General features: G+C 62.1%; 19 protein-coding genes. 14 read left to right on the top strand and 5 right to left on the bottom strand.

Annotated features, from left to right (window positions below; all coding sequences use genetic code 11):
- Positions 1–135: 135 nt before the first annotated feature.
- Together PQU94_RS13220 and PQU94_RS13225 are read left to right on the top strand one after the other, a co-directional pair.
- Positions 136–1,926, top strand: coding sequence for a tetratricopeptide repeat protein (locus PQU94_RS13220; RefSeq protein WP_272741914.1), 1,791 nt, complete (start codon positions 136–138; stop codon positions 1,924–1,926).
- Positions 1,923–2,768, top strand: a complete 846-nt coding sequence (locus tag PQU94_RS13225; RefSeq protein ID WP_272741915.1) for a 4-(cytidine 5'-diphospho)-2-C-methyl-D-erythritol kinase — start codon at positions 1,923–1,925, stop codon at positions 2,766–2,768. The genes PQU94_RS13220 and PQU94_RS13225 overlap by 4 nt, the downstream gene beginning before the upstream one ends.
- A 208-nt stretch (positions 2,769–2,976) precedes the next feature.
- Here PQU94_RS13225 and PQU94_RS13230 read toward each other — a convergent pair whose 3' ends face one another.
- Together PQU94_RS13230 and PQU94_RS13235 are read right to left on the bottom strand one after the other, a co-directional pair.
- Complete coding sequence (locus tag PQU94_RS13230) at positions 2,977–3,384, bottom strand: DUF6157 family protein (RefSeq protein ID WP_272741916.1); 408 nt, start codon at positions 3,382–3,384, stop codon at positions 2,977–2,979.
- A 49-nt stretch (positions 3,385–3,433) separates the two neighbouring features.
- A complete protein-coding gene (locus PQU94_RS13235; protein ID WP_272741917.1) occupies positions 3,434–4,738 on the bottom strand; it encodes an AmpG family muropeptide MFS transporter in 1,305 nt (434 codons plus the stop codon).
- A gap of 151 nt (positions 4,739–4,889) precedes the next feature.
- On the opposite strand from PQU94_RS13235, the gene PQU94_RS13240 reads away from it, so the two are divergent.
- The 5 genes from PQU94_RS13240 (at position 4,890) to PQU94_RS13260 (ending at position 12,430) form a co-directional block, all read left to right on the top strand.
- Entirely contained in the window at positions 4,890–5,774 is an 885-nt protein-coding gene (locus PQU94_RS13240) for a glycine--tRNA ligase subunit alpha (RefSeq protein ID WP_272741918.1), read from the top strand.
- A gap of 5 nt (positions 5,775–5,779) precedes the next feature.
- A complete protein-coding gene (gene glyS, locus PQU94_RS13245) occupies positions 5,780–8,059 on the top strand; it encodes a glycine--tRNA ligase subunit beta (protein WP_272741919.1) in 2,280 nt (759 codons plus the stop codon).
- Positions 8,060–8,226: 167 nt separating this feature from the next.
- A complete protein-coding gene (gene ppdK / locus PQU94_RS13250; RefSeq protein WP_272741920.1) occupies positions 8,227–10,890 on the top strand; it encodes a pyruvate, phosphate dikinase in 2,664 nt (887 codons plus the stop codon).
- A gap of 219 nt (positions 10,891–11,109) precedes the next feature.
- Positions 11,110–11,529 carry a hypothetical protein gene (locus tag PQU94_RS13255; protein WP_272741921.1) on the top strand — a complete coding sequence of 140 codons (420 nt, stop codon included), beginning with the start codon at positions 11,110–11,112 and terminating at the stop codon, positions 11,527–11,529.
- 82 nt (positions 11,530–11,611) lie between these two features.
- Positions 11,612–12,430, top strand: a complete 819-nt coding sequence (locus tag PQU94_RS13260) for a helix-hairpin-helix domain-containing protein (protein ID WP_272741922.1) — start codon at positions 11,612–11,614, stop codon at positions 12,428–12,430.
- A 190-nt stretch (positions 12,431–12,620) separates the two neighbouring features.
- On the opposite strand, the gene PQU94_RS13265 is transcribed toward PQU94_RS13260, so the two are convergent.
- Entirely contained in the window at positions 12,621–13,586 is a 966-nt protein-coding gene (locus tag PQU94_RS13265) for an NUDIX hydrolase (protein ID WP_272741923.1), read from the bottom strand.
- Positions 13,564–14,187 carry a YfbR-like 5'-deoxynucleotidase gene (locus PQU94_RS13270; RefSeq protein WP_272741924.1) on the bottom strand — a complete coding sequence of 208 codons (624 nt, stop codon included), beginning with the start codon at positions 14,185–14,187 and terminating at the stop codon, positions 13,564–13,566. Before PQU94_RS13270 ends, PQU94_RS13265 begins: the two co-directional genes overlap by 23 nt.
- Before the next feature lie 148 nt (positions 14,188–14,335).
- Between PQU94_RS13270 and PQU94_RS13275 the strand changes: the two genes are divergently transcribed.
- Positions 14,336–15,172: a universal stress protein gene (locus tag PQU94_RS13275; protein WP_272741925.1), complete on the top strand. Its 837-nt coding sequence runs from the start codon at positions 14,336–14,338 to the stop codon at positions 15,170–15,172.
- Between the two features lie 49 nt (positions 15,173–15,221).
- On the opposite strand, the gene PQU94_RS13280 is transcribed toward PQU94_RS13275, so the two are convergent.
- Positions 15,222–18,707, bottom strand: coding sequence for a tetratricopeptide repeat protein (locus PQU94_RS13280; RefSeq protein ID WP_272741926.1), 3,486 nt, complete (start codon positions 18,705–18,707; stop codon positions 15,222–15,224).
- Between the two features lie 186 nt (positions 18,708–18,893).
- Here PQU94_RS13280 and flbT point away from each other — a divergent pair, with 186 nt between their 5' ends.
- From flbT to PQU94_RS13310, 6 genes are all read left to right on the top strand, one after another.
- Positions 18,894–19,319 carry a flagellar biosynthesis repressor FlbT gene (gene flbT / locus PQU94_RS13285; RefSeq protein WP_272741927.1) on the top strand — a complete coding sequence of 142 codons (426 nt, stop codon included), beginning with the start codon at positions 18,894–18,896 and terminating at the stop codon, positions 19,317–19,319.
- Positions 19,279–19,689: a flagellar biosynthesis regulator FlaF gene (flaF, locus tag PQU94_RS13290; RefSeq protein ID WP_272741928.1), complete on the top strand. Its 411-nt coding sequence runs from the start codon at positions 19,279–19,281 to the stop codon at positions 19,687–19,689. Before flbT ends, flaF begins: the two co-directional genes overlap by 41 nt.
- Positions 19,690–19,915: 226 nt before the next feature.
- Complete coding sequence (locus PQU94_RS13295) at positions 19,916–20,746, top strand: flagellin (protein ID WP_272741929.1); 831 nt, start codon at positions 19,916–19,918, stop codon at positions 20,744–20,746.
- 286 nt (positions 20,747–21,032) lie between these two features.
- A complete protein-coding gene (locus PQU94_RS13300; protein ID WP_272741930.1) occupies positions 21,033–21,851 on the top strand; it encodes a flagellin in 819 nt (272 codons plus the stop codon).
- A gap of 121 nt (positions 21,852–21,972) precedes the next feature.
- Positions 21,973–22,302 carry a flagellar protein FlaG gene (locus PQU94_RS13305; protein ID WP_272741931.1) on the top strand — a complete coding sequence of 110 codons (330 nt, stop codon included), beginning with the start codon at positions 21,973–21,975 and terminating at the stop codon, positions 22,300–22,302.
- Between the two features lie 138 nt (positions 22,303–22,440).
- The gene (locus PQU94_RS13310; RefSeq protein ID WP_272741932.1) at positions 22,441–23,274 is read left to right on the top strand and encodes a flagellin; all 834 of its coding nucleotides are present in this window, start codon (positions 22,441–22,443) and stop codon (positions 23,272–23,274) included.
- Positions 23,275–23,400: the final 126 nt, after the last annotated feature.

The raw sequence follows: 23,400 nt of genomic DNA on the forward strand, positions 1-23,400 counted from the left end.
TGCGGCGCAACAGGGAGGAGATTCACGGGCTTTTCCCTTGAGAATTTGGCTTTTTGGTAAGTTTGATCTTCGATAAGGACTTGATCCTGCCGGATTTACTGCGTTCACTGTGCCGGTAATCGAGAGACGCCCCTGATGAAGCCCGTTCTTGCCTCTGCCGCCCTTGCCGCCCTCCTGTGCCTGACCTCCCCGGTCATGGCCGCCGATGCGGCCTATTCCAGTGCCTATGGCGACTTTCTGGTCGGGCGTCTGGCGGCGGCCCAGGGCGACACCGAAACCGCGGCACGCGCCCTGATGGCAGCGGCGGACGCTGATCCTGCCAATGCGGCCTTAAGGGAACGGGCCTTTCTGGCGGCGGTCCTCAGCGGCGATATGAGTTTTGCGCGCAGCCATATTCCGGAAAAGGGCGGGCGCTTGTCGCGCACGGTGGCGGCGCAGGTACGGGCTATTTCTCTGATCCGCGAGGGCAAGGGCAAGGCCGCCGCGGCCATTGTGGAGGCCTCCGAAAAGGCCGGTGCCAGCGACCGCGCCACGCTTTTGCTCAAGCCGCTATCCTATGCCGCCGCGCGTCAGTGGGACAAGGCCATTGACCCGACGCTGGAAAGCCAGTTGAACGCCGGGACGACGCCGAATCGCGACCGGCTGGTGCTGTTTCTTCAGGCCGCCAATCAGGCGCGCTTGCTGGAGATGAAGGGCCGTCATGCCGAGGCCGAAGCCATCTTCAAAATCATCTGTCAGCCCGGCCCGGCCAGTGTGCTGTTCGGCCCCTATTACGGGGCGTTTCTGGAGGGCCGCGGGCGCAAGGACGAGGCGCGCAAGCTGTACACCGATATCCTGAACGTATCTGAGGACCGGCTGGTGCGTCAGCGCCTCGACGGGCTCGATGCCAAAGACTATCGCAAGCCGAAATCGCCGGATGTGCGGTTGATTCTGGCCGACAGCCTGTTCCTGTCCGGCACGCTTTATGCCTCGGAGCAGCAGTCGGAAATGGCGCTGGCGACGCTGCGGCTGGCGCAATACGCCGCCCCGGAAACCGCGGCTGCCACGCCGACGCTTGACCGCACGCGGCTTCTGGCCGGGCAGGTGCTGATGCGCATGAAGGACGTGCAGGCGGCGCAGACCGAATGGGCGTCGATTGAGCCCGACTCGCCCTTTTACCGTGAGGCGCAGGTGCGCGCTGCCTGGAGCCTCAAGGAAGCCGGCGATCTCGATGGGGCCGAGGCCCTGTTTACCGAACTGAGCGCCGCCGACCCGAAGGACATTGGCCTGACGGTCGAGCGGGCGCGCCTTCTGTGGCAAAAGGACGATACGGCCGGGGCGCTCAAGCTGATGGAGGCCTATCAGGCCGCCTATGGCGACGCGGATTTCGGCTGGGAAACCTGGTTCACCGTGGCGGTGCTGTATCAGGCCGCCGGTGACTGGGACAAGGCAAAGGCGGCGGCGCAAAAGGGCCTCACCCTGCAACCGGACAGTTCCGAACTGCTCAACCTGTTGGGCTATGGCCTGATCGAGCGCAAGGAGAACGTCACCGAGGGGATGGCGATGATCCGCAAGGCGCTCGAAAAGACGCCGCGCTCAGGGGCGATCATGGACTCGCTCGGCTGGGGCTATTACCAGCAGGGGCAGTATACCGAGGCGCTGGAATGGATCGAAAAGGCCATCGCCGCCGAACCCGCCGATCCGGAAATCACCGACCATCTGGGCGACGTCTATCACAAGCTGGGGCGCACCATCGAAGCGCGCTATCAGTGGGCGCGCGTCCTGACTCTGGAGGCCGACGACAAGCAGAAGGCCGCCGTGCAGGCCAAGCTGGATACGGTCGCGGTGCCCGACGTCAAGGCCGTGGCCGAGGCCGAAACGGCGCCGACGGGTGTGACAGCCAAGCCCAAAACCCCGGTCAAGACACCGGTTAAAACGCGCAAATGAAGCGGTCGCGGCTGGCTCCGGCCAAGGTCAATCTCTATCTGCACGTCGCCGCCCCGGATCACCGGGGTTATCACCCCCTGCGCAGTCTGGTGGTTTTTGCCGACTATGGCGATGAGGTGCGCCTGACCCCGGGGGAGGGGCGGCTGTTCATCGACGGGCCGTTCGGGCAGGGTTTAAGCGCGGGCGAGGACAATCTGGTTCTCAAGGCCGTGCGGCGGTTTGAAGCGGCAACGGGCGTGCGCGTGGATAACCACGATTTCCACCTGACCAAAAACCTCCCTTTAGCCTCAGGCGTAGGCGGCGGCAGCGCTGATGCCGGGACGGTTCTGCATCTGTTGCGTGAAGCCTGCGCGCCAGAGGTGACTGACGACGCCCTGTCGGCCATGGCGGCAGAGACGGGGGCGGACGGCGTGATGTGCCTGTGGGCTCAGGCGTCGATTGCCGAAGGTTATGGTGAGCGATTGACGCCGGTGACGGTGCCGCCCTTGCCCGCTGTGCTGATCAATCCGGGCGTCGAGTGCCCGACACCGGCGGTGTTCAAAGCCTATGATGCGGCAGCGGAATTTGCCCCTGTTGACACGCAGTGGCGGGCGGAGGACCTGATCGACGACCTCGCTACCACCCGTAACGATCTGGAAGCGCCCGCCATCCGTCTGGTGCCGGTGATCGGTGAGGTGCTGGCGTCTTTACGTGCGCAGCCTGAGACACGCTTTGCCCGCATGTCGGGATCGGGGGCGACCTGTTTTGCCCTGTGCAAGACCTTGAGCGAGGCCGAAACCCTGGCGGCCCGGCTACGCGCCGACTGGCCCAAGGCATGGGTTCGGGCCTGTACGTTGAAGTGATCCACAGATGTACATGCACATCCGATTAGCGCCACTCATCCCGCCGTGGGGAGGATCGGGTTTTGGGAACCACAGATTACACAGATTTCACAGATGGCGCTTCGCGCCGGGGTTTGCGCGACTTCCGCAGTCAGAGCCTAGAACGCATATCTGTGAAATCTGTGCAATCTGTGGTTTCTTCTAAACTGCGGCCATCTGTGTAGAAGGCTTAAACCATCTCCACCGCGCGCTTGCTGCGCATGGCTTTTTCGACGCGGACCTCCGGGTCTTTGAGAAACTTCCGATAAGCAATAGAATCCGCAGGATAAAGCGCGATCTTGCCTGCGTGATTATAATGCGCCCCGAAGCCATAGGTTTTGGTCAGGGGCGAGGCGCGCATACACGGGTGGCCTTTGGAGAGAAACGCCGCGCGCGCCTGCTGATCCGCTGTATCGAGGCCGTGTTTCAGGCAATGGACGGTAAAGTTCAGATCATCCAGCGTCAGTTCGTAGGGATGTTCCGACAACAGCTCATAATGGAGCCGCGCCAGGGTCGGCGGGCCGTCACGGCGGGGCGGTTCGACCCCCATGCGGTGTTTCGAGTCTTCGGCGATGGCGATGAAGGTGTTGCGGATCATGGCTTCGTCCCTGTGTCGCGGCCTTTGGGACAGTGAGTATACGCCTGTCTCAGGCCGTCTTGAAGAGGCCACGCTGCCGCAGGATCAGGCAAAGACCCAATGCGGGAAGCCCGGCCACTGCTGTGCCGATAAAGAAGATCTGATAGGCCCCGAACAGGCCGTGCGAAGCCGTCAGGCCATCGACGATCTGCCCCGAAAAGCCTTTCAGCAGCTTGCCGGTCAGGTCGGCCGCCGAATACATCAGGGCAAAGTGGGTGAGGGTGTGTTCCTTCACGGTGAGGCGCGTCAGAAAGGCGATAAAGGCCGTTTCGGCTATGCCATTGGCGATATTGTCGATGATCAGCGTGCCACCGAACACGGTGACATCGCCGGGATGCGCGGCCATCAGGGCAAAGCAGATATTCGACAAAGGCCCGGTCACCGCCCCCAGCCAGAAGGCGCGCTCAACCCCCAGCCACAGAAGGCAGGCGCCGCCCAGCGCCACCCCGGCGAACGAGGCCGCCAGTCCGATGGTCGAACGCACATAGGCGATATCGGCATTGCTGAGGCCAGTGTCGCTGTAAAGCGGCCCGGCCACCGGCCCGATCAGATAGTCGGGCAGGCGGTAGAGCGCCACGGTCGCCAGCACCCACCACGCCAGTCCCGCATGTTCCTGAAAAAAGCTTTTCAACGGTGCGACGACATAGGTGTCGAAGCTGTAGGGCACCGGCGGCGTCAGGGCTTCGGCGCGCGACGGCCGCGCAATCAGCGTCGCGGCCACACCGACCAGCATCAGCGCCGCCAGCCCGGTTACCGTGGCCGGCCAGCCGAATTGGTCTGCGGGAATAAGGATCAGCGAGCCGGAGACGATGGCCGCGACCTTATAGCCGAGGGAATAGATCGTCGGATTGAGCGCTTCTTGCGCCTGTCCCTCGGTCTGCTCGATGCGCCAGGCGTGGATGGCGATTTCCTGCGAGGCGGCGCAAAGCGCCAGCAGCAGGGTCACGGCGACGAAGGCCCAGATATTCCCCGTGGGGCCGATGGCGGCCATGCCGATCAGGCTGAGGATCACCCCGCCCTGCGCCAGCAGCATGAAGGACCGTCTTTGCCCCAGCCGCACGTGCAGGAGCGGCAGACGCACCTTGTCCATCCACGGGGCCCACACGACCTTGAAGCCGTAGAACAGGCTGATCCAGCCCATATAACCGATGACGGTCAGGCTTGTGCCCTCTTCGCGCATCCAGAAGCCCAGTGTCGCCCCGGTCATCAGAAAGGGCAGGCCCGCCGAAAAGCCCAGCACCAGCAGCAGCCAGGCATTGGGCGTTTTCAGGGCGCGCAGGATGTCGCGGAGGGTGGGCTTATCGGCAGAGGACATTTGGCTTTAACCCGCTCTCCCCAGTCGCGGGGAGGCGCACAGAAAAAGCGATTCTCCGCCGTCTGAACAGGTTTTCTTTCCCTGCAAACCTTGCTTGGCCGGACGCACCTCTCTATGTTCGCGGCCATTCTGGAGTCCGGCATTTTCGAACATGACCAAAGAGCCCCTGTCCTTTCAGGACCTTATCCTGACCCTGCACCATTACTGGAGCCAGCAGGGCTGCGTGATCCTTCAGCCCTATGACGTCGAAGTCGGCGCAGGTACCCTGCATCCGGCCACCGTCCTGCGCGCGCTGGGCAAGAAACCGTGGAAGGCCGCCTATGTGCAGCCGTCGCGCCGTCCGGTCGATGGCCGCTATGGCGAAAACCCCAACCGCCTTCAACACTATTATCAGTATCAGGTGATCCTGAAGCCGAACCCCGACACTCTTCAGGAGCTGTATCTCGGATCGCTGAAAGCCATCGGGCTCGACACGGCGCTGCACGACATCCGCTTCGTTGAAGACGACTGGGAAAACCCGACTGTGGGCGCGTGGGGCCTCGGCTGGGAAGTGTGGTGCGACGGCATGGAAGTCACGCAATACACCTATTTCCAGGGCGTCGGCGGCATCGAGGTCGATGTGGTGTCGGGTGAACTGACCTACGGGCTGGAGCGTCTGGCCATGTATCTTCAGAACGTCGATAACGTTTATGATCTGAAATTCAATAATGACGGCGTGAAGTACGGCGACGTGTTCAAGGAGCAGGAGCGCCAGTTTTCGGCCTTCAACTTCGAAGCGTCCGATGTGGCGACGCTCAAGCGCCAGTTTGAGGACATGGAGCGCAACGTTCTGCGCATCCTCAACACCGAAAACAGTCTGGGCTATAAGCTGGTCCTGCCGGCCTATGACCACGTGCTGAAGGCCTCGCACCTGTTCAACCTGATGGATGCGCGCGGCGCCATCGCGGTGGCCGAACGGCAATCCTATATCGGCCGCATCCGCGACCTCTGCAAGGCCTGCGCGCTTGAATGGGCCGCACAAGAAGAAGCTAGATAACACAAATGGCTCAGTTACTTATCGAACTTTTTTCAGAAGAAATCCCGGCGCGGATGCAGCTTCAGGCCGCGCGCGATTTCGAGCGCCTGTTCGGCGATCGCGCCAGGGCGCAAGGCCTGACCTGGGACAGTCTCAAGGCCTATGTCGGTCCGCGTCGTCTGGCCCTGCACGTCGAAGGCCTGCCGCTGGAACAGGCCGCCGTCACCGAAGAGGTCAAGGGCCCCAAGGACGGTGCGCCGGAACAGGCCATGGCCGGTTTCCTGCGCAAGGTTGGCCTGACGCAGGATCAGCTTGTGCTGGAAAACGGCGTGTGGATGGCGCGCATCGAAAAGCCGGCCAAGAGCACGGCCGAGGTCCTGCCCGGCATCCTCGAAGACGTTATCCTGACCTTCCCGTGGCCCAAGTCGATGCGGTCGGGCACATCGAGCTTCCGCTGGGTGCGTCCGTTGAAGCGCATCCTGTTCCTGTTTGATGGTCAGGTCATTCCGCTGAGCATCGGCGGTATCACATCGGGCGACCTGACTCAGGGCCACCGCGTCCTGTCGTCCGGAGAGGCCTTTGCGGTCAAGGACTTCGCCGATTATCAGCAAAAGCTGCGCGATCATTTCGTCATCCTCGACCACATTGAGCGTCAATCCTTGATTCTGGATAAGGCCAATGAGGCCTGCGCCGCCGCGGGCTGCGCTCTGATGGACGATCATGGCCTGCTGGAAGAGGTGGCCGGCCTCAACGAATGGCCGACGCCGCTCTTGGGCGATATGGACCCGAAATTCCTCAGCCTGCCGCCGGAGGTCATCAAGACCTCGATGCGCACGCACCAGAAATACTTTGCCGTGCGCGATCTTTCGACCGGCAAGATGGCCGCGAAGTTCGTCATCGTCGCCAATCAGGTGGCCAGCGACGGTGGGGCGGAAATCCGCCGCGGCAATGCCAAGGTGCTGTCGGCGCGCCTGTCGGACGGCGTCTTCTTCTGGTCCGAGGACAATCGCAAAGGTAATTTCGACGCTTGGTTGCAAAAGCTGAACGGCGTGACCTTCCACGCTAGGCTGGGCACGATGGCGCAGCGCGTGGCGCGCATCGAAGCGCTGGCGCAAGTCATTGCGCCGCTGGTCAAGGCCGACGTGTCGCTGGCCACGCAGGCCGCGCATCTGGCCAAGGCCGATCTGGCCTCCTACATGGTCGGGGAATTCCCGGAACTTCAGGGGGTTATGGGCGGGTATTACGCCGAAGCGGCCAGGCTACCCGGTGATGTGGCCGAAGCCATCCGCGAACACTATAAGCCGCAGGGCCCGTCGGACTCTGTGCCCGAAGGTGCGGTGTCGGCGGCCGTGGCTCTGGCTGACAAGATCGACACGCTGGTCGGCTTCTTTGCCATCGACGAAAAGCCGACGGGCTCGAAAGACCCCTATGCCCTGCGTCGTGCGGCTCTGGGGATTTTGCGCATCCTGCGTCAGCACAATGTGCGCGCCTCGCTGTCGGAGCTGGTCGCCGCCTGGTATCAGTCGCTGCTGATCTATGCGGGCGAAGGTCGCGCCGTCTATGTCGATACGGACAACTGGCGCGGTTCGGCCGGGCCGCGTTGGGCCGAAGGCGAAACCGAGGTCTATGACAACTATCTGCGCGATTTCCGCGCCGGTCTGCTCGAAAGCCCGGTCTTTGTCATCCCGACCGACCGCGACTACGATCTGGACCTGCAATTCGAGCATGTCGCCAATACGCCCAAGGTCGATAACGCCCTGCTGACCTTCCGCGATTTCCGCGCGGTGTCGGCGGAGTTTGCGGACTTTTTTGCTGACCGTCTGAAGGTTATGCTGAAGGACGAAGGCGTGCGTTTTGACGTGGTCGAGGCCGGGTTTGCCGTCAGGGACGACGACATGGTGCGCACCGTGGCGCGCATCAGGGCGCTGGAAAGCGTGCTGGCGTCGCCGGCGGGTACTGGGCTTCAGGCCGCCTATACGCGCGTCGCCAATATCCTCAATGCCGAGGCGAAGAAGGGTGCTCTGCCGACGGCGGAGCCCAAGTTGCTCAGCGGGGCGCCGGAGGTGGAAACGGCCCTGACGCAGCAGGTGATCGCCCTGACGCCGGTGGTGGAGCGGCTGATCGACGCCGAACAGTTCGAAGAGGCGCTGGGCAAGCTGGCGGGTCTGCGCGGGGCGGTCGATGCCTTCCTCGACGGGGTGCTGGTCAATTCCGACGTGGTGGCTGAGCGCGAAAATCGCCTGAGTCTGTTGTCGGCCCTGCGGCGTCTGTTCGACGGCGTGGGTGATTTGTCCAAGCTGGCGTAGGCTAAACCCTCCTCCCCTTCGCTGGTGCGACAGGGAGAGGGGATTTTGAATTACATAAAAACTTATTCCGCAGAGTTCGCGCGCGCGTGTACCTTTTGCCTACCGTCCGGCCGTGCCAGCCGGGTGAACAGATTGTTTTATCTGATTGTGGAAAGAGGGATTTTTAAATGTCGAAGCAATGGGTTTACGCATTCGCCGCCGGTAAGGCCGATGGCAATGCCGCGATGAAGAACCTGCTGGGCGGCAAGGGCGCCAATCTGGCCGAAATGTCGTCGCTGGGCCTGCCGGTGCCGGCGGGCTTTACGGTGACGACCGAGGCCTGCGTCCATTATTATCAGAATGACAAGACCTTTCCCGACGGGCTGGACGCCCAGGTGAAGACGGCTCTGACCAATCTGGAAGCCGTGACGGGCAAGGGGTTTGGTTCGGTCGAAAACCCGCTGCTGGTTTCCGTGCGCTCCGGCGCGCGCGCGTCGATGCCGGGCATGATGGATACAGTCCTCAATCTGGGCCTCAATGATCAGACGGTCGAGGGATTGGCCGCCCTGACCGGCGACCGTCGCTTCGCGCTCGACTGCTACCGCCGGTTCATCACCATGTACTCGAACGTCGTGCTGGGCGTCAGCCACCACGGTTTTGAAGATATTCTGGACGACCATAAGGACCGTCTGGGCGTCACGGTGGACACCGACATTACGGCCAAGGACTGGGAACGCGTCATCGCCGACTACAAGGCCAAGGTGCAGGCCGATCTGGGTCAAGACTTCCCGCAGGACCCGCAGGATCAGTTGTGGGGGGCGGTCAAGGCCGTGTTCGGTTCGTGGATGAACGACCGCGCCAAATTCTACCGCAAAATGCACGACATCCCCGAAGACTGGGGCACGGCCGTCAATATTCAGTCGATGGTGTTCGGCAATATGGGCGACACCTCGGCCACGGGCGTCGCCTTCACGCGCAACCCTTCGACCGGCGACAACACGCTCTACGGCGAATTCCTGCTCAATGCGCAGGGCGAAGACGTGGTGGCGGGTATCCGCACGCCGCAGACCCTGACGAAAAAAGCCCGCGAAGAGATGGGCGAGCGCAACCCCTCGATGGAAGAGGCTCTGCCGGAAGTCTTTGCGCAATTCCGCTCAACCGTTGAGACGCTCGAAAAGCATTATCGCGACGTGCAGGACGTGGAGTTCACGGTCGAACAGGGCAAGCTGTTCATGCTGCAAACCCGCAATGCCAAGCGCACCTCGCGCGCGGCGCTGAAAATCGCCGTGGATATGGCCAAAGAAGGCCTGATCACGCCGCAGGAAGCCCTGATGCGCCTCGATCCCGGCGCGCTGGATCAGCTTCTGCACCCCATGCTGGACCCCAAGGCCGAACGGACCCTGATCGCGCGCGGCCTGCCGGCCTCGCCGGGCGCCGCCTGCGGCAAGATCGTCTTCACCGCCGATGATGCCGTGCGTCTGGCGGCGGCGGGCGACGACGTCATTCTGGTGCGGGATGAAACCTCGCCCGAAGACATCCACGGGATGCACGCGGCCAAGGCGATCATCACGGCGCGCGGCGGCATGACTTCGCACGCCGCCGTGGTGGCGCGCGGCATGGGCCGTCCCTGCGTGTCCGGGGCCGGGGAGATGGTCATTTCGACCGAACGCGGTGAATTCAGCGCGCGCGGTCAGACCTTCCGCTTTGGCGATATCGTCACGCTGGACGGTTCGACGGGCGAAGTGTTCAAAGGCTCCATCCGCATGATCGAGCCGGAATTCTCGGACGACTTCCACCAGATCATGAACTGGGCCGACGAATTCCGCACACTGAAGGTGTTGACCAATGCCGAAACCCCGGCGGACGCCCGCACCGCCATCGGCTTCGGCGCCGAAGGCATCGGGCTGTGCCGCACCGAGCATATGTTCTTCGACGAAGACCGCATCAGCGCTGTGCGTGAGATGATCCTCGCCGATGACGAGGCCGGCCGCCGCAAGGCCCTCGCCAAGATCCTGCCCATGCAGAAGGCCGACTTTGTCGAATTGTTCAAGATCATGAACGGCCTGCCGGTGACCATCCGCCTGCTCGATCCGCCGCTGCATGAGTTCCTGCCGCACACGCCGGAAGACATCAAGCTGGTGGCCGAAGCCGCCGAAGTGCCGGAGGAAAAGCTCCTGAAGCGCACCAAGGAACTGTCGGAAACCAACCCCATGCTGGGCTGGCGGGGTTGCCGTCTGGGCATCACCTTCCCGGAAATCTACGAAATGCAGGTGACGGCGATTTTCGAAGCCGCCTGCGACGTGAAGGCCGAAGGCTTTGACCCGCAGCCCGACATCATGCACCCGCTGGTGGCCACCAAGGAAGAAATGGCCAAGCTGGTCGCCATGACCAAGGCCATTGCCGAGGGCGTGCTCAAGGCGCGCGGGGCCGAGGTGGCGTACAAGGTCGGCACTATGATCGAGTTGCCGCGTGCAGCACTGCTGGCCGACAAGCTGGCCGAAACGGCGGAATTCTTCTCGTTTGGCACCAACGACCTGACCCAGACTACCTACGGCATCAGCCGTGACGACTCGGGCCGCTTCCTCAACCCCTATATCGAAAAGGGGATTTTCGAGAAGGACCCCTTCGTCAGCCTCGATCCGGACGGCGTGGGGCAACTGATCGACATTGCCCGTACCAAGGGCCGCACGACGCGCCCGGACATCAAGCTCGGCATCTGCGGCGAACATGGGGGTGATCCGGCCTCGATCGCTTTCTGTCAAAAGGTCGGCCTCGACTATGTGTCGTGCTCGCCCTACCGCGTGCCGGTGGCGCGTCTGGCCGCCGCACAAGCCGCCATCTCGGCGAAATAAGGCGATCTCCTAGACCCACCCAGAGAGAGCCCGGCCCTGTGCCGGGCTTTTTTTGCGCCGGAAAGGGATTGTATTTCCCCTCTCAGGCGTATGTCTTGGCGCTGTCACACGCGCCGTCTAACTTATCGCTCTCCGTCAACCTGCGGCCTATTGTCAGGTGTCGGGATTTGGGCTTTAGTTGTTAACACTTTCAGAATTTCGATTATCCGGGAACTTAGCATGTCGTCCAAAACAGTATGGGGACTGGGACTGCTGCTTCTGACCGCCGGGGCAGGGGTGGGGCTGTATAAACAGCTTCCGGCCATGCCGCAGGCGCTGGAAGCGCGGGTCGCCGACGCGCTGAAGGCCGAGGGGCTGGGCGATATCGCCTATGAGGTCGATGGCCTCAATGTGCGCCTCAGCTTCAAAACGCAGGATTTTCATCCCGGCGTCACCGCCGAGGAACGCAAGGCGCGTCTGATGCAGGCCGCCGCCGCCGTGCGCAGCCTGCAACCGGAACTGCCGCCGGAAATCGAGGTCTATGTCCCGAAGGGCGAGGGGTATCTGTACGGGCCGGCGCTGCAAGTGCTGACCGACACAAGCGAAACGCCGATGCGGGTGTCTATGGGGAAGACCGATCATGCTTTATCTGATCTTTGAGCTGCGCTGGCTGCTGCTGGGTGCGGCGGCGCTGGGCTTGTGTACGGGCTTTCTCGCGCGTCGCGCAGGGTAGGGGGAATACATGTATTTGCTGATTGCACAATCGGCGGCCCTGCTCCTGGCGGTCTTTCTGTTCAGCGGCTTTGTGGGCTGGCACCTGTCGCCCCGGCCGAAGCGCGCCGCGCGCCGCGTCTCGATCTTTGACGAGGCCCCGGCTTCCATCGTTGATTCCACTCTGGATGCCCCTCTGAACGCTCCGGCGGCGGAACGCCCGGTTTTCGACCCGATGGTCGCGGCGGCTCAGGCCCTCAACGCCTCGCGTCAGGCCGTGCAAGCACCCGCCGCACAGGCAGATGCTCCCCGTCCATCGGCGGACATCATCCCGCTACGCCCCCTCACGACGGCCCCGGTCACCGCAGCGCCTGTCGCTCAACCGGCCGCTCCGCAGCCCGCCCCTGTGGGCGTCTCCACCGAGCTGGAACCCGCCATCATGGCCGGGATCGAGCGCACCGAAGCGCCGGTCGTGGCCGCCCCCGCCCTGGCGGTCAAGGCTGAACCGGTGACGGAACTGCTGGATCGCACCTCGCGCCCCAAGGCCTCGCTTCTGTCGTCCATGACGCCGGAAAGCGTGCGCGCGGCGGTCGAGCAGGCGGGCACCGGCCTTGAGCCGCATCGCCTCAGCGCGCCCGAAGGCTATCCCGACGACCTGACGCTGATTTCGGGCATTGGTGCCGATAACGAGCGCGAATTGAATATGCTGGGCATTTACCACTACTGGCAGGTGGCGAGCTGGACGCCGGAACACGTGGCCTGGCTGTCGGCGCGCGTCCATTCGGCCCCGCGCATCGTGCGCGAAAATTGGATGGCGCAGGCGGCGCGTCTGGCGGGCCGCGCGGCGTAAGCTGGCGCTTTGGCAATACGAAAAAGCCGGTAGGGCAACCTGCCGGCTTTTTTATTGGCCACGAAAATCACGAAAAGGCGTAGGCGGATATTTCGGCGCGGAGCGCCTGCGCTACGCGATATGTAAAGGCCCTCCGGGCAACGCAACTTCCGCCATTTCTTGTGCTTTTCGTGTTTTCGTGGCTAAAACCCTATCCTCTGGGCAAACTTAACCCCAGAGATGGGCTGAAGCGGAAGCGGTCGCGGTCATAGGCGTAAAGCTCCGCCGGACGGCCGCCCGTGTCGTCGCGCATAATGCCGGTCGGGCGAACAAAACCGGTGCGTTCCAGCGCGCGGCGGAAGTTCTGTTTGTGCAGGGGCAGGCCGCTAATGGCCTCCAGCGAGCGCTGCAATTCCAGCAGCGTAAAGCGTTCGGGCATCAGCTCAAAGATCACCGGACGGTATTTCAACTTACCCCTTAACCGTGAAAGACCGGTGGCGAGGATGCGGCGGTGGTCCGACAGCATGGCGATACCGCTGCCGCTGGAGGCCTCGGCGCAGCGCGATTCATGGATCAGGCAGGCGCTGTAGAGCAGTTCATAACGATCCAGCACGCGTTCTTCGTTCCACAGGTCGCTGTCTTCGGGGAACAGGGTTTCGACCCGGTCGTGCCGTTCGGCGGCGCTCTGTGCGTCCGGGGCGGCGTCGCACCAGTCGCGCAGACGCCGACGCAGAGGTGCTACCGCCGCCGGTTCGCCGCGCCGCCAGTCTTCCCACGGGAAGAAGGCGGAATAGGGCTTCCACTGGGCGGATAATTGCGACTGGAAGGCGCTGTCGGCGGTGAGGGCCAGATAGCCTAGCGAAATAACGCGCTGATCGCTGCCGCCGGGGGCAAGCGAACTCAGGCCCTGACGCCCCTGATCCCCGAAGGAATAGAGTTGCTCGACATAGCCCGCCGAAAACCCGGTCTGTTCGGTGACAAAGGCGCGCACGGCCAGATCGAAGGTGCGGTGGGCCTCCGGGCGAAACGGGCCGGACGGCAGGGCCGTGCCATCGGGCAGGGTCAGGCACAGGACCATCGCCTCATTGTCCTTGATCGCCATAACCACGGCGGACAGTTCGATCGTCAGGCTGACCGGCACAGAAAGCTCCTCCTCATAAACCTTGGCTGAGGGCATAGAACCTGTCAACGAACTGTGCACGGACGACCTGTCCCGACAGGGCGGTCAGGCTCAGGTCGTAGCCATCGGGCGGGGTGCCGAAAAAGGTGCGCGCTTCAGCGTCGGAAAAGCCGACCAGTTGCGTGGCTTCGAAATAGGCGCAGGCGTGATCGGCGCGCTTGATCAGGGCCTTGACCTCCTGTGGCACCACGGCGGGCAGGCCAAAGCGGATATGGATGGCCTGTTCCAGATGATGCTCAAACCGCTTGTAATCGAGGCCCAGCGCCGCCTTGAACGGTGAAATCATGTCGCCGATGACGTATTCGGGCGCGTCGTGCAACAGGGCCACCAGCCGCCACTGCGTATCGAGCCCCGGCCTCAGATGGGCGCAGATCTCTTCGACGATCAAGGAATGCTGAGCGACCGAAAAGCCATGTTCGCCCGTGGTTTGGCCGTTCCAGCGGGCGACGCGCGACAGGCCGAGCGCTATATCGTCAATCTCGATATCCATGGCCGAGGGATCGAGCAGGTCGAGGCGACGGCCGGAGAGCATACGCTGCCAGGCGCGGGGGGCGGGATCGACGGTGGTGCGTCGGGACGGAGGTGTGCGAGGGGCCATCGGGTTTCACAAAGTGTTGACGAAATACTTGTGCATTGGGGCCATATGCCGCGTGTCCAATCCACGGAGCGGGGCCTATACTTACAGCCATAAGGCGCGCTGCGTCGTGGTTAAATGCTGACCATGCACAAAAAAGGAGGTCCCTCTGATGACTGACTCCCCCCTCACTGCCGGTGGCGCCTGGGCGCGCGTATCGGTGCCGGTATCGGGTGCCCCCTCTGAAGAGACGGCGATTGCCATTGCCGCAGACATCGCGCGGGCCTTTGGCGGTCAACTGAGCTTCCTGTTTGCGCCGCCCGATCCGGCGGAACTGGCCCCGTGGCTGGGCGAAGGTTTTATGGGCACGGTGCAGATGGCGGCCATGGACGGGCTGAAATCGGCCGCCGAAGAGGCCGAGGCCGTGGCGCGCGACGCTTACAATGATACCGCCTATGAACATAAGCTGTTCCTGCCGCTGAAATCGCCGGTGTGGCAGTGTCTGGCGACAGAAACGCGTCTGTCCGACATTGTGGTCTTCGGTGATGAGAGCGCGCGTGGGCGCGGCCTGTTGTCCGAGGCTTTTCAGCAGGTGCTTATGGAAGAGCGCGCCGGAGTGTTTATCGCCCGCCAACCCTTTGCGGTAGGTGGCACGGCGCTGGTGGCGTGGGATGGCAAGGAGCCCTCTTCACGCGCGGCGCGGCGCGCCATCCCCCTGCTCAAAAAAGCGTCGAAGGTGGTGGTGGCCGGGGCACCGGTCGGGGAAAATCCCGCCGATCTGGGTAAGCTGGCGCGCTACTACATGCTGCACGGCCTGAACGTTGAGGTCGATATCCTGCCGAAGAGCAACGACCTGATCGGGACGCTGGTCGAGGCCAATCAGCGGCATCAGGCGCAATATATGGTGGCCGGGGCCTTCGGGCGGTCGCGCCTGCGCGAGTTTGCCTTTGGCGGCACGACCCGCGCCCTGTTGCACAATACCAATCTCAACCTCTATATGGCACATTAAGTTGAGGGCTTAAATCAATGAAAAGGCGGTGGAAATTCCACCGCCTTTTTTATTTCAGCCCCTCGATGACCCGCGCCACCACCGGGCCCCAATCACCGTCTTCGGCAACGAAGGTGCGGGCATTGGCGTACCACGGATACTGCTCGCTCCCCAGCGTCGTCCAGGAACCGGGCGTCAGAAGCAGCCAGGTCGCGGCCCCCGTCGCTGCGGCAATCTGGGTCGAGGCGTTGGCGGGACCGATGACGACGTCCAGCGCGGCGCACAGGGCGCTCAGTTCGCCGAGATCGTTTTGCAGGTCGATGGTCGGCGTGAAGAAGGTCGCGCCTTGCGCCCTGGCGGCGATCTGCTCGCTGACCGTCTCGCCATATTGCAGATTGACGAAGACCGTGTCCTTTTGCGCCAGAAGCGGGGCGAAGGCCTCAAAAGCCGGGTAGAGCCGCTGGCGACGGGAATCGCTGATCAGGCTCTTCCACAACAGACCGACCTTGCGCCCGGCCCCCTGTCTGGCCAGCTCGCTTTTCCAGAAGGCGACGCGCGCCGGGTCCGGCGTGAGCAGGGGCGTCTTGTGCGCGAAGGCGGCGATATGGCTGCGCAACAAAGGCAGGAAGTCGCCGAGCAGCGCCCAGCCGTCCACACTGTCGCCGGAGAGGCCCGGTACGCTGCGGCTGATCCGACCGTCGCGCGTCTCGGTATGGTGCGGCAGGACGCGCGCCTTGGGGAAGGCACGGGCAAACAGCGGCACAAGGCGCTTTTCGACGGCCAGAGTCAAAACCCCGTCCGCCAGCCGCTCGATGATATCCGGCAGCAGGGTGCCCAGCATGACCTCGTCGCCCAGACCCTGTTCGGCCACCACAAGCAGGCGTTTTCCGGCAATCTCTTCCGGCTTGAGCCGTGAGGCTGGCACATCGAAATGCACCTCTTTCGGCGTGCCGGTCATGTGGCGTGCGGCATAGGCCGCCCACCCCGCCTTGAGGTTGCCGAGCGCCAGTTGCGCATAGGCCAGCATCAGCTCGGCCGAGCGCAGATTGGTCGGTTCCGAGAAGCGATCGAGGCAAAGCTCCAGCTCCGGAATGGCCTCGGCCACCCGACCCGTCTCCATCCACAGGCAGGCGCGGTTGAAGCGCGCTGGCAGGCAGTTGTCGAGCGTCACCGCCTCGTTGAAAAAGATCAGCGCGGTCTCGGCGTCGCCCTGCGCCATCAGGACCGTCCCCAGCGTGTCCCACAGGGCGCTTTGTTGCGGATAGTCGGTCAGATAGGCCTGAAGCAGGGTGATGGCCTGTTCGAACTTGCCCTGTTCGCGCAGGGCCGCCGCGTAATAGTTGACCGCCAGCAGATGGCCGGGATCGCGCTGCACAATCAGGCCGTAGAAGCGCTCAGCCATGTCGTAGAGACCCATGCGGAAGGCCAGTTGCGCCAGATCAGCAGCGATCTCCAGCGAGTCGGGCTGATGGGTCAGGGCCTTCTGATAGGCGTCCAGCGCTTCCGGTACGCGGTCCTGCCGGTCGAGCGCGGTGGCCAGCGCCTGCCACGCCCCCGTATGGTCGGGGGCCTGCCGGATCAGGGCGCGGGCCTGATGTTCGGCCTCGTCCCAGTCGCGCATGAGCAGGGCCCGCTCAACCGTCTGAAATTGTCGCCGAATATCGTCGGGGGACGGCGGGCTGACCACGGCGGCAACTTCGTGAATCAGGGCCTGACGCATAGCCTCCAGTCCGGGGCCCCACTCTCCGGCGGTCGGGGTCACAAACATGCGGGCGCTGCCGTACCACGGGTAATGGTCCGTGCCCATCATGGTCCAGGCATGGGGCGGGGCGATGATCCAGATGTCCGTCCCGACGGCGGCGGCGATATTGCTGGTGGCGTTCGACGGCCCCATGATCAGATCCATGGCGGCGCACAGGGCCGCCAGATCGTCCAGATCCTGTTTCAGGTCGATGCCCGGCGGGTTCCAGATGCTCAGGCCCTCGCGTTCGGCCTGACGCAGTTCTTCGCTGACGTCGCCGTACTGAAGGTTGACGAAGTGCACGCCCGGCGTGCGCAGGATGGCCCCCCAGCTTTCGAACGGCGAATAGTAGCGGTCGCGTCGTGAATGCTGCACAAGGCTTTTCCACAAAAGCCCCACCTTGGGCTTAGGCCCCAGCTTGTCCAGCTCGGCCTTCCAGTAGGCGACCCGCTGTGGATCGGGGGTGAGAAAGTGCGTCTGGCGCGGGAAGGCGGCGGCGTCTTGCCGGTAGCGCGGCAGCAGATCGCCCAACATGATGAAGCCGTCATAGTGGCGCGTGCTGTCCATTTGCGGATAGTGGCGCACCATAATTCCATTGACCTTGCCGGTGCCGTGATAGGTGACGTGCACCTGCGGAAAGGTGCGGGCAAACAGGGGCATAAGCCGTCTTTCGACCCCGATCGTCAGGTGGCCGTCCGGCCCCAGCTCGGCCAGAAGGTCAGGGAGCAGGGTGCCGAACAGGATTTCATCACCCAGCCCCTGTTCCATGGTCACGAAGACCGACTTGCCCGTCAGGGGCTGGCTCAGATCCAGCGCCGGTATATCGGTGACGTACTTCATGCCTTCAAGGCTGTGCAGCGACTTGCGCGCGGCGTAGTAGTGATAGCCGCGCATCAGGTCGCCCTTGACGAAGTAGCAGAAGGCCAGTGCCAGTTCTGCGGCTTCAATCTGCGTAGGGGAGGTCATGCGCCGGATGGCGTTCTCAAGACTGTCTATCGCTGCATCCATTTCGCCCAGGGCGCTGAGAACCAGACCGCGGTTGTGCCAGGGCTTGGGGTCGTTGGGAACGAACTTTACCGCCTCATCAAAGAACAGCAGGGCCGTGGCCAGATCGCCCTTGGCATTCACGATGGTCCCCAGCGTGTTCCACAGGGCGCCATTGGCCGGGTTCTTCTCCAGAAAAGGCGTCAGAAGCGCGATGGCCTCGTCAAAGCGGCTGACTTCGCGCAGGCAAGAGGCATAGTTGTTGGCGACTTCGGCATCGTCGGGGGTCTTTTCGAGTACGTAGCGAAACAGTTTTTCGGCCTGCTCGTGCATGTCGAGATGGTAGGCGAGGCGACCGAGGTCGTTGGCGATCCCCGTATTGTCCTCTTCGAGTTGCAGGGCGGCCTCGAAGCAGGTGAAGGCACTTTTGATGTCGCCGGCCTTTTCCCGGCAGACGGCCAGAATGTGCCAGGCGGTGCCGCATTTCTCGTTGATGCGCAGCGCTTCGAGCGTCTTTTGCGTCGCTGTCTCATAGTCCGACTTCTGCACAAGGACCAGCGCGTCCTTCAGGAGGGTCAGCAGACGCACCTCGGTGATGTAGCGGGTGGCCTCCATCAGGGCGTCGAGGGCTGCCGAGGAGCCGGAGTCGCCCAGAAGGGTCGAGGCAATGTCGGCCAGCGCGTCCTTGCCGGGCGTCGCGGCGGCGTTCATGGCGATGGCGCTGACCGTGTCGGGCGTCGCCAGCACCCTCGCCGCGAGCAGGTCGGCGGCATCAGCCGACGGAGGGGTGTCCCCGGCCCTGGTTTTGATCGGCCATGTTTTTTTCGGCATGATACTCTCCGCGCCATCCCCCCTTACCGCGCATTTCATCGAAGGTGGGGACAGATGGTCCTGAACATGCGATCTTATCCGATGATTCGATTAAGATCAGGATAGCGTTGCGTCCGGCATATTTGCGGACGCGCGAAACCGGATGTTAACTGTGCGAAGCCTAAGCTGCTGGCCAAAAGGATTGACATGCCCCTTAAACTGTCGCTCAAGCCGGGTGAAAAATTTGTCCTCAACGGTGCTGTTGTGCAAAACGGCGACCGTCGGTGTTCGCTCGTGCTTCAGAACAAGGCTTCGGTTCTGCGTGAAAAAGACATCATGCAGGTCAGCGAGGTCACGTCTCCGTCCCGACACATCTACTTCCCGGTGATGATGATGTACCTCGACGAAGCGGGGGCAGAGAAATACTACGACGAATTCCTGACGCGCATGACAGAGTTCATGAGCGTTATCGCCAATCCGACCATTCTGGCGGAATGTGTGGTGATTTCCAAATCCATCATGGGTCGTGAATATTACAAGGCTCTGATGGGGTGCCGTAAGCTTATCGAGTACGAAGACGAAAGACTGGGACATGTCTCTACAAGCCTATCAGAAGACGGCTCAGCGGAATGAAGATCCGCGTCAGACGGAGTATCGTCTGTTCGGTCAGGTTACCCGCGCCCTGATGGAGGCGGCTGAGCTCGACAGGAGCGAGGTCGCCCGGCGTATGGACGCGCTCGACTGGAACCGTCGCCTGTGGTCGGTGCTGGGGACGGACTGCGCCCTGCCCGGGAACGGTTTGCCGGATGCGCTGCGCGCGCAGATCATCTCGCTGTCGATCTGGGTCAACCGGCACACCTCTGCGGTGATGCGCGGTCAGGAAGAGATCACGCCCCTGATTGAGGTCAACCGTCTGATCATGCAGGGGCTGATGCCGCGCCAGGATCAGGCCCCGGCGGCCGAGAGCGCCTTTGTGGGCACGGTGCGCGCGTCTCTGGGTTAAAAATTCACCCTGTTGCAGATTTTGCCGGGCAGGGCCGGTCGGGAAGGGCGGGGGTCAATGATTCCTGCCTTTTTCAATTTAAAAATATTCTTTAAAAACAATGCTAAAAATATTTAATGTGACCTTACTGACTGGCATTTCCATTGCTAGGTGACGGGTAGGCCAAAATGGCTTTGCGGCAAAAATGCCGATCAAATCCCCGACCAGAATGGAAAGGACGCTGTCGATGCCGAATATGTCGATCAATACCAATGCGGGTGCGATGATCGCCCTGCAGAACCTGAACAAAACCAACAACGAACTGCAAACGACGCAAACCCGCATCAATACTGGGTTGAAGGTTGCGGGCGCCAAGGACAACGGGGCGGTTTACGCCATCGCTAGCCGCCAGCGCGCAGACGTGGCTTCTCTCGGTGCGGTGACGGACTCGCTTGATCGGGCTAAATCGGCTGTCGATGTAGCTCTGTCAGCGGGCGAAGGCATTGCGGATATGCTGACGCAAATGAAGGAGAAGGCTCTCGCGGCTTCGGATACATCGCTGACGACGGTGAGTCGTCAGGCGCTGAACGAAGACTTCAAGGCGCTTCGCGACCAGATTACGAAGACGGTGAACAATGCGACGTTCAACGGGGTCAATCTGATCAAGAACGGGGCGCTGGCTCTGGCACCTCTGGCCAATGCGGACGGCTCCTCGCAGCTGACCATTGCGGCGCAGGACCTGAGCCTCACCGGGAGCACGATCACGCTTTCGGCGGGTTCGACCTTCACATCGGCGGCGCAGGCTAAGACCATAGCCGACGCGGTGGATGTGTCGATTGCCAACGTCTCTGCGGCCCTCGGCCGACTGGGGACGTCGTCGAAATCGCTCGAAAGCCATGCGCGGTTTGTCTCGAAGTTGGTTGACTCGATGGAGGCGGGGATTGGCAACCTTGTGGATGCTGATCTGGCCAAGGAAAGTGCGAAGTTGCAGGCCCTGCAGACCAAGCAGCAGCTCGGTGTTCAGGCCCTGTCGATCGCCAATCAGGCCCCGGGTATTGTAACCCGGCTGTTCCAGTAGCGTTCGTAAAAAGCCGGAGTTGCGGATCCAGACGGGTCCGGCTCCGGCTTCTTTTTTGCCTGCGGCCGGGGTGGAAAAAAGTGCCGGGTAGGCAAAAAGTGCCGAAATCCGGCAAAATCTGCCGGGCGCGGGGTGTGGTTAAGGCATGTATAACGCTTATATTTCAATTATTTGGGTGTTTTTTCCGTAAGCGGAGCGTTGGCCCGCCACTTGCAGCCAACAGTTCAGGCAAAATGCCGCCGGACGACAAAATGTCTCCGGTTCATCTAGAAGAAGGACTAGACCCATGGCGCTGAACAGCGTGAATACCAACAGCGGAGCTATGATTGCTCTGCAAAACCTGAACAAGACGAACTCTGACCTGCAAGTTACCCAAACCCGCATCAACACGGGTCTGAAGGTGGCTTCGGCCAAGGACAATGGCGCCGTTTTCGCCATCGCTCAAGGCCAGCGCGCTGAAGTTTCCTCTCTGAATGCGGTTCAGGAATCGCTTTCCCGCAACCAATCGGTCGTGGACGTGGCGATCTCGGCGGGTGAATCCGTCTCTGACATGCTCACCCAGCTGAAAGAAAAGGCTCTCGCGGCCTCGGACGCCAGCCTGAGCACGGCCAGCCGTACCGCTCTGAACGAAGATTTCAAGGCGATCCGCGATCAGATCGGCAAGACGGTTGCCAACGCGACCTTCAACGGCATCAACATCATCAAGAATGGCGGCACGGCGCTCTCCGCTCTGGCTAACGCTTCGGGCGGCACGCTCACCGTGGCGGCTCAGGATCTGTCTCTGACGGGTCTGAGCATCAACGCGACGACGATCGGCACCAAGGCGACGGCTTCGGCCGCGGTCTCGACGCTCGCCACCAAGATTGATGACGTGTCGGCCAAGCTGGCCAAGCTCGGCACCTCGTCCAAGTCGCTGGCCAACCACGCCAAGTTCATCAGCAAGCTGTCCGACTCCATCGAAAACGGGATCGGCAACCTTGTGGATGCCGACCTGGCGAAGGAAAGCGCGAAGCTGCAGGCCCTGCAAACCAAGCAACAGCTTGGCGTCCAGGCCCTGTCGATTGCGAACCAGTCCACATCGACGGTTCTGAGCCTGTTCCGCTAAGGAATGACGGGGGCGGCGTTTCGGCGTCCGCCCCCCTTTTTCTCTGATCCATCGTCCGGCTCGGCGTAAGGATCATTAACAGAGGGCGTACCGGCGTAAGGCGCCGGGCGTAATACAGGAGATGATTACGAATGTTGTAAACCAGCCCGCCGTCCCCGACCCCACGCAGATCAAACCTGTGGAGCCGGTACAGCCTGTACAGGAAGTCGCTGCGGCCTCTTCCGGCAGTCAGACGGAGAACGGTCTGTCGAATCACGATCGGGCGCAATCACAGCCAGCCTATATGCTGAAGCTGACGATAGATAAGGACCCCGACAGCGGTGAATTCATCTATCGCGCTATTGATCGCTATACGGGCGAAGTGGTCCGTCAGTTTCCGCAAAAGGAACTGGTCGAGATGCGCAAGTCCATAAGTTACAAGGCGGGAAGCATCGTCAGAACCGATATCTGACGTCCTTTTTCCGGTCGTAAGTCTGTGTTGTTTACCGCGTACCTGTGAGGGACGCGGATAAAGCCGTTTGCATGAATTAACCTTTTGGTTACCATGTTCGTTAAGACTTCTGAGTCGTAGCGTATATGGAGAATCCTCATGCCGACGGTAAGCGTCAATACCAACAAAACTGCCATGACGGCGTTGCAGAACCTGAACGCAACGACTCGTAAGCTGGAATCGACGCAAACCAAGATTTCGACAGGCCTTGAGGTTTCCAGCGCCAAGGACAATGCGGCGCTCTATTCCATCGCTCAGGGGCAACGCGCCGATCTCAGCTCGCTGAGCGCGGTGAAAAACTCGCTCAATCGCGCCACTTCGGTCGCGGATGTAACCTTGGCCGCTGGGGAATCGGTATCCGACCTACTGGTGCAGATGCGCGACAAGGTGGTGTCGGCGATGGACCCGTCGCTGTCAACGGCGTCGCGCAACGCGCTTAACGGCGACTTCCGCGAACTGCTGCGTCAGATCAGCCACGCCGTGGCCAATGCCTCGTTCGACGGTACCAACCTGCTGAACGGCAGCCTGACCAACGGCATCAAATTCATCGACAATGCGGACGGCAGTTCGGTCGTTACCCTGTCGTCGCGTAACTTCAGCCTCGGTGGCAGCATCATCACCCTGTCTTCCGTGGCCAACGTCCTGTCCATTACGGTAGCCACCTCGGCCCTGGCCAAGCTGGACACCTCAATCCAGAACGTCAATGCCAGCTTGGCCTCGCTCGGCTCGGAAGCCAAGCAGATCGAAGGCCGCCAGAGCTTCGTCGCCAAGCTGTCGGGGGCTATCGAAGTCGGTATCGGCAACCTGGTGGACGCCGATCTGGCCAAGGAAAGCGCCCGTTTGCAGGCCCTTCAGGTGCAGCAGCAACTGGGCACGCAGGCCCTGTCGATTGCGAACCAGTCGCCACAGGCCATCCTGCGTCTCTTCCAGTAGGCGACCGCTCCCTGACGCTACATGAAACCCGCCGGCGACGGCGGGTTTTTTGGGTTAGAGCGGATGTCGTTCGGATTGAGCGGTTTGTTTTGTCGCGCATTTGATTCCGTTTCGGAAGGCGCTCTA

This window comes from Asticcacaulis currens, from assembly GCF_028550395.1.
Lineage (GTDB): Bacteria > Pseudomonadota > Alphaproteobacteria > Caulobacterales > Caulobacteraceae > Asticcacaulis > Asticcacaulis currens.

What these genes read in the sequence shown, in the direction of transcription:
- PQU94_RS13220 (WP_272741914.1), top strand. Translation starts at nt 136, where the DNA reads ATGAAGCCCGTTCTTGCCTCTGCCGCCCTTGCCGCCCTCCTGTGCCTG.
- PQU94_RS13225 (WP_272741915.1), top strand. Translation starts at nt 1,923, where the DNA reads ATGAAGCGGTCGCGGCTGGCTCCGGCCAAGGTCAATCTCTATCTGCAC.
- PQU94_RS13230 (WP_272741916.1), bottom strand. Translation starts at nt 3,384, where the DNA reads ATGATCCGCAACACCTTCATCGCCATCGCCGAAGACTCGAAACACCGC.
- PQU94_RS13235 (WP_272741917.1), bottom strand. Translation starts at nt 4,738, where the DNA reads ATGTCCTCTGCCGATAAGCCCACCCTCCGCGACATCCTGCGCGCCCTG.
- PQU94_RS13240 (WP_272741918.1), top strand. Translation starts at nt 4,890, where the DNA reads ATGACCAAAGAGCCCCTGTCCTTTCAGGACCTTATCCTGACCCTGCAC.
- glyS (WP_272741919.1), top strand. Translation starts at nt 5,780, where the DNA reads ATGGCTCAGTTACTTATCGAACTTTTTTCAGAAGAAATCCCGGCGCGG.
- ppdK (WP_272741920.1), top strand. Translation starts at nt 8,227, where the DNA reads ATGTCGAAGCAATGGGTTTACGCATTCGCCGCCGGTAAGGCCGATGGC.
- PQU94_RS13255 (WP_272741921.1), top strand. Translation starts at nt 11,110, where the DNA reads ATGTCGTCCAAAACAGTATGGGGACTGGGACTGCTGCTTCTGACCGCC.
- PQU94_RS13260 (WP_272741922.1), top strand. Translation starts at nt 11,612, where the DNA reads ATGTATTTGCTGATTGCACAATCGGCGGCCCTGCTCCTGGCGGTCTTT.
- PQU94_RS13265 (WP_272741923.1), bottom strand. Translation starts at nt 13,586, where the DNA reads ATGCCCTCAGCCAAGGTTTATGAGGAGGAGCTTTCTGTGCCGGTCAGC.
- PQU94_RS13270 (WP_272741924.1), bottom strand. Translation starts at nt 14,187, where the DNA reads ATGGCCCCTCGCACACCTCCGTCCCGACGCACCACCGTCGATCCCGCC.
- PQU94_RS13275 (WP_272741925.1), top strand. Translation starts at nt 14,336, where the DNA reads ATGACTGACTCCCCCCTCACTGCCGGTGGCGCCTGGGCGCGCGTATCG.
- PQU94_RS13280 (WP_272741926.1), bottom strand. Translation starts at nt 18,707, where the DNA reads ATGCCGAAAAAAACATGGCCGATCAAAACCAGGGCCGGGGACACCCCT.
- flbT (WP_272741927.1), top strand. Translation starts at nt 18,894, where the DNA reads ATGCCCCTTAAACTGTCGCTCAAGCCGGGTGAAAAATTTGTCCTCAAC.
- flaF (WP_272741928.1), top strand. Translation starts at nt 19,279, where the DNA reads ATGTCTCTACAAGCCTATCAGAAGACGGCTCAGCGGAATGAAGATCCG.
- PQU94_RS13295 (WP_272741929.1), top strand. Translation starts at nt 19,916, where the DNA reads ATGCCGAATATGTCGATCAATACCAATGCGGGTGCGATGATCGCCCTG.
- PQU94_RS13300 (WP_272741930.1), top strand. Translation starts at nt 21,033, where the DNA reads ATGGCGCTGAACAGCGTGAATACCAACAGCGGAGCTATGATTGCTCTG.
- PQU94_RS13305 (WP_272741931.1), top strand. Translation starts at nt 21,973, where the DNA reads ATGATTACGAATGTTGTAAACCAGCCCGCCGTCCCCGACCCCACGCAG.
- PQU94_RS13310 (WP_272741932.1), top strand. Translation starts at nt 22,441, where the DNA reads ATGCCGACGGTAAGCGTCAATACCAACAAAACTGCCATGACGGCGTTG.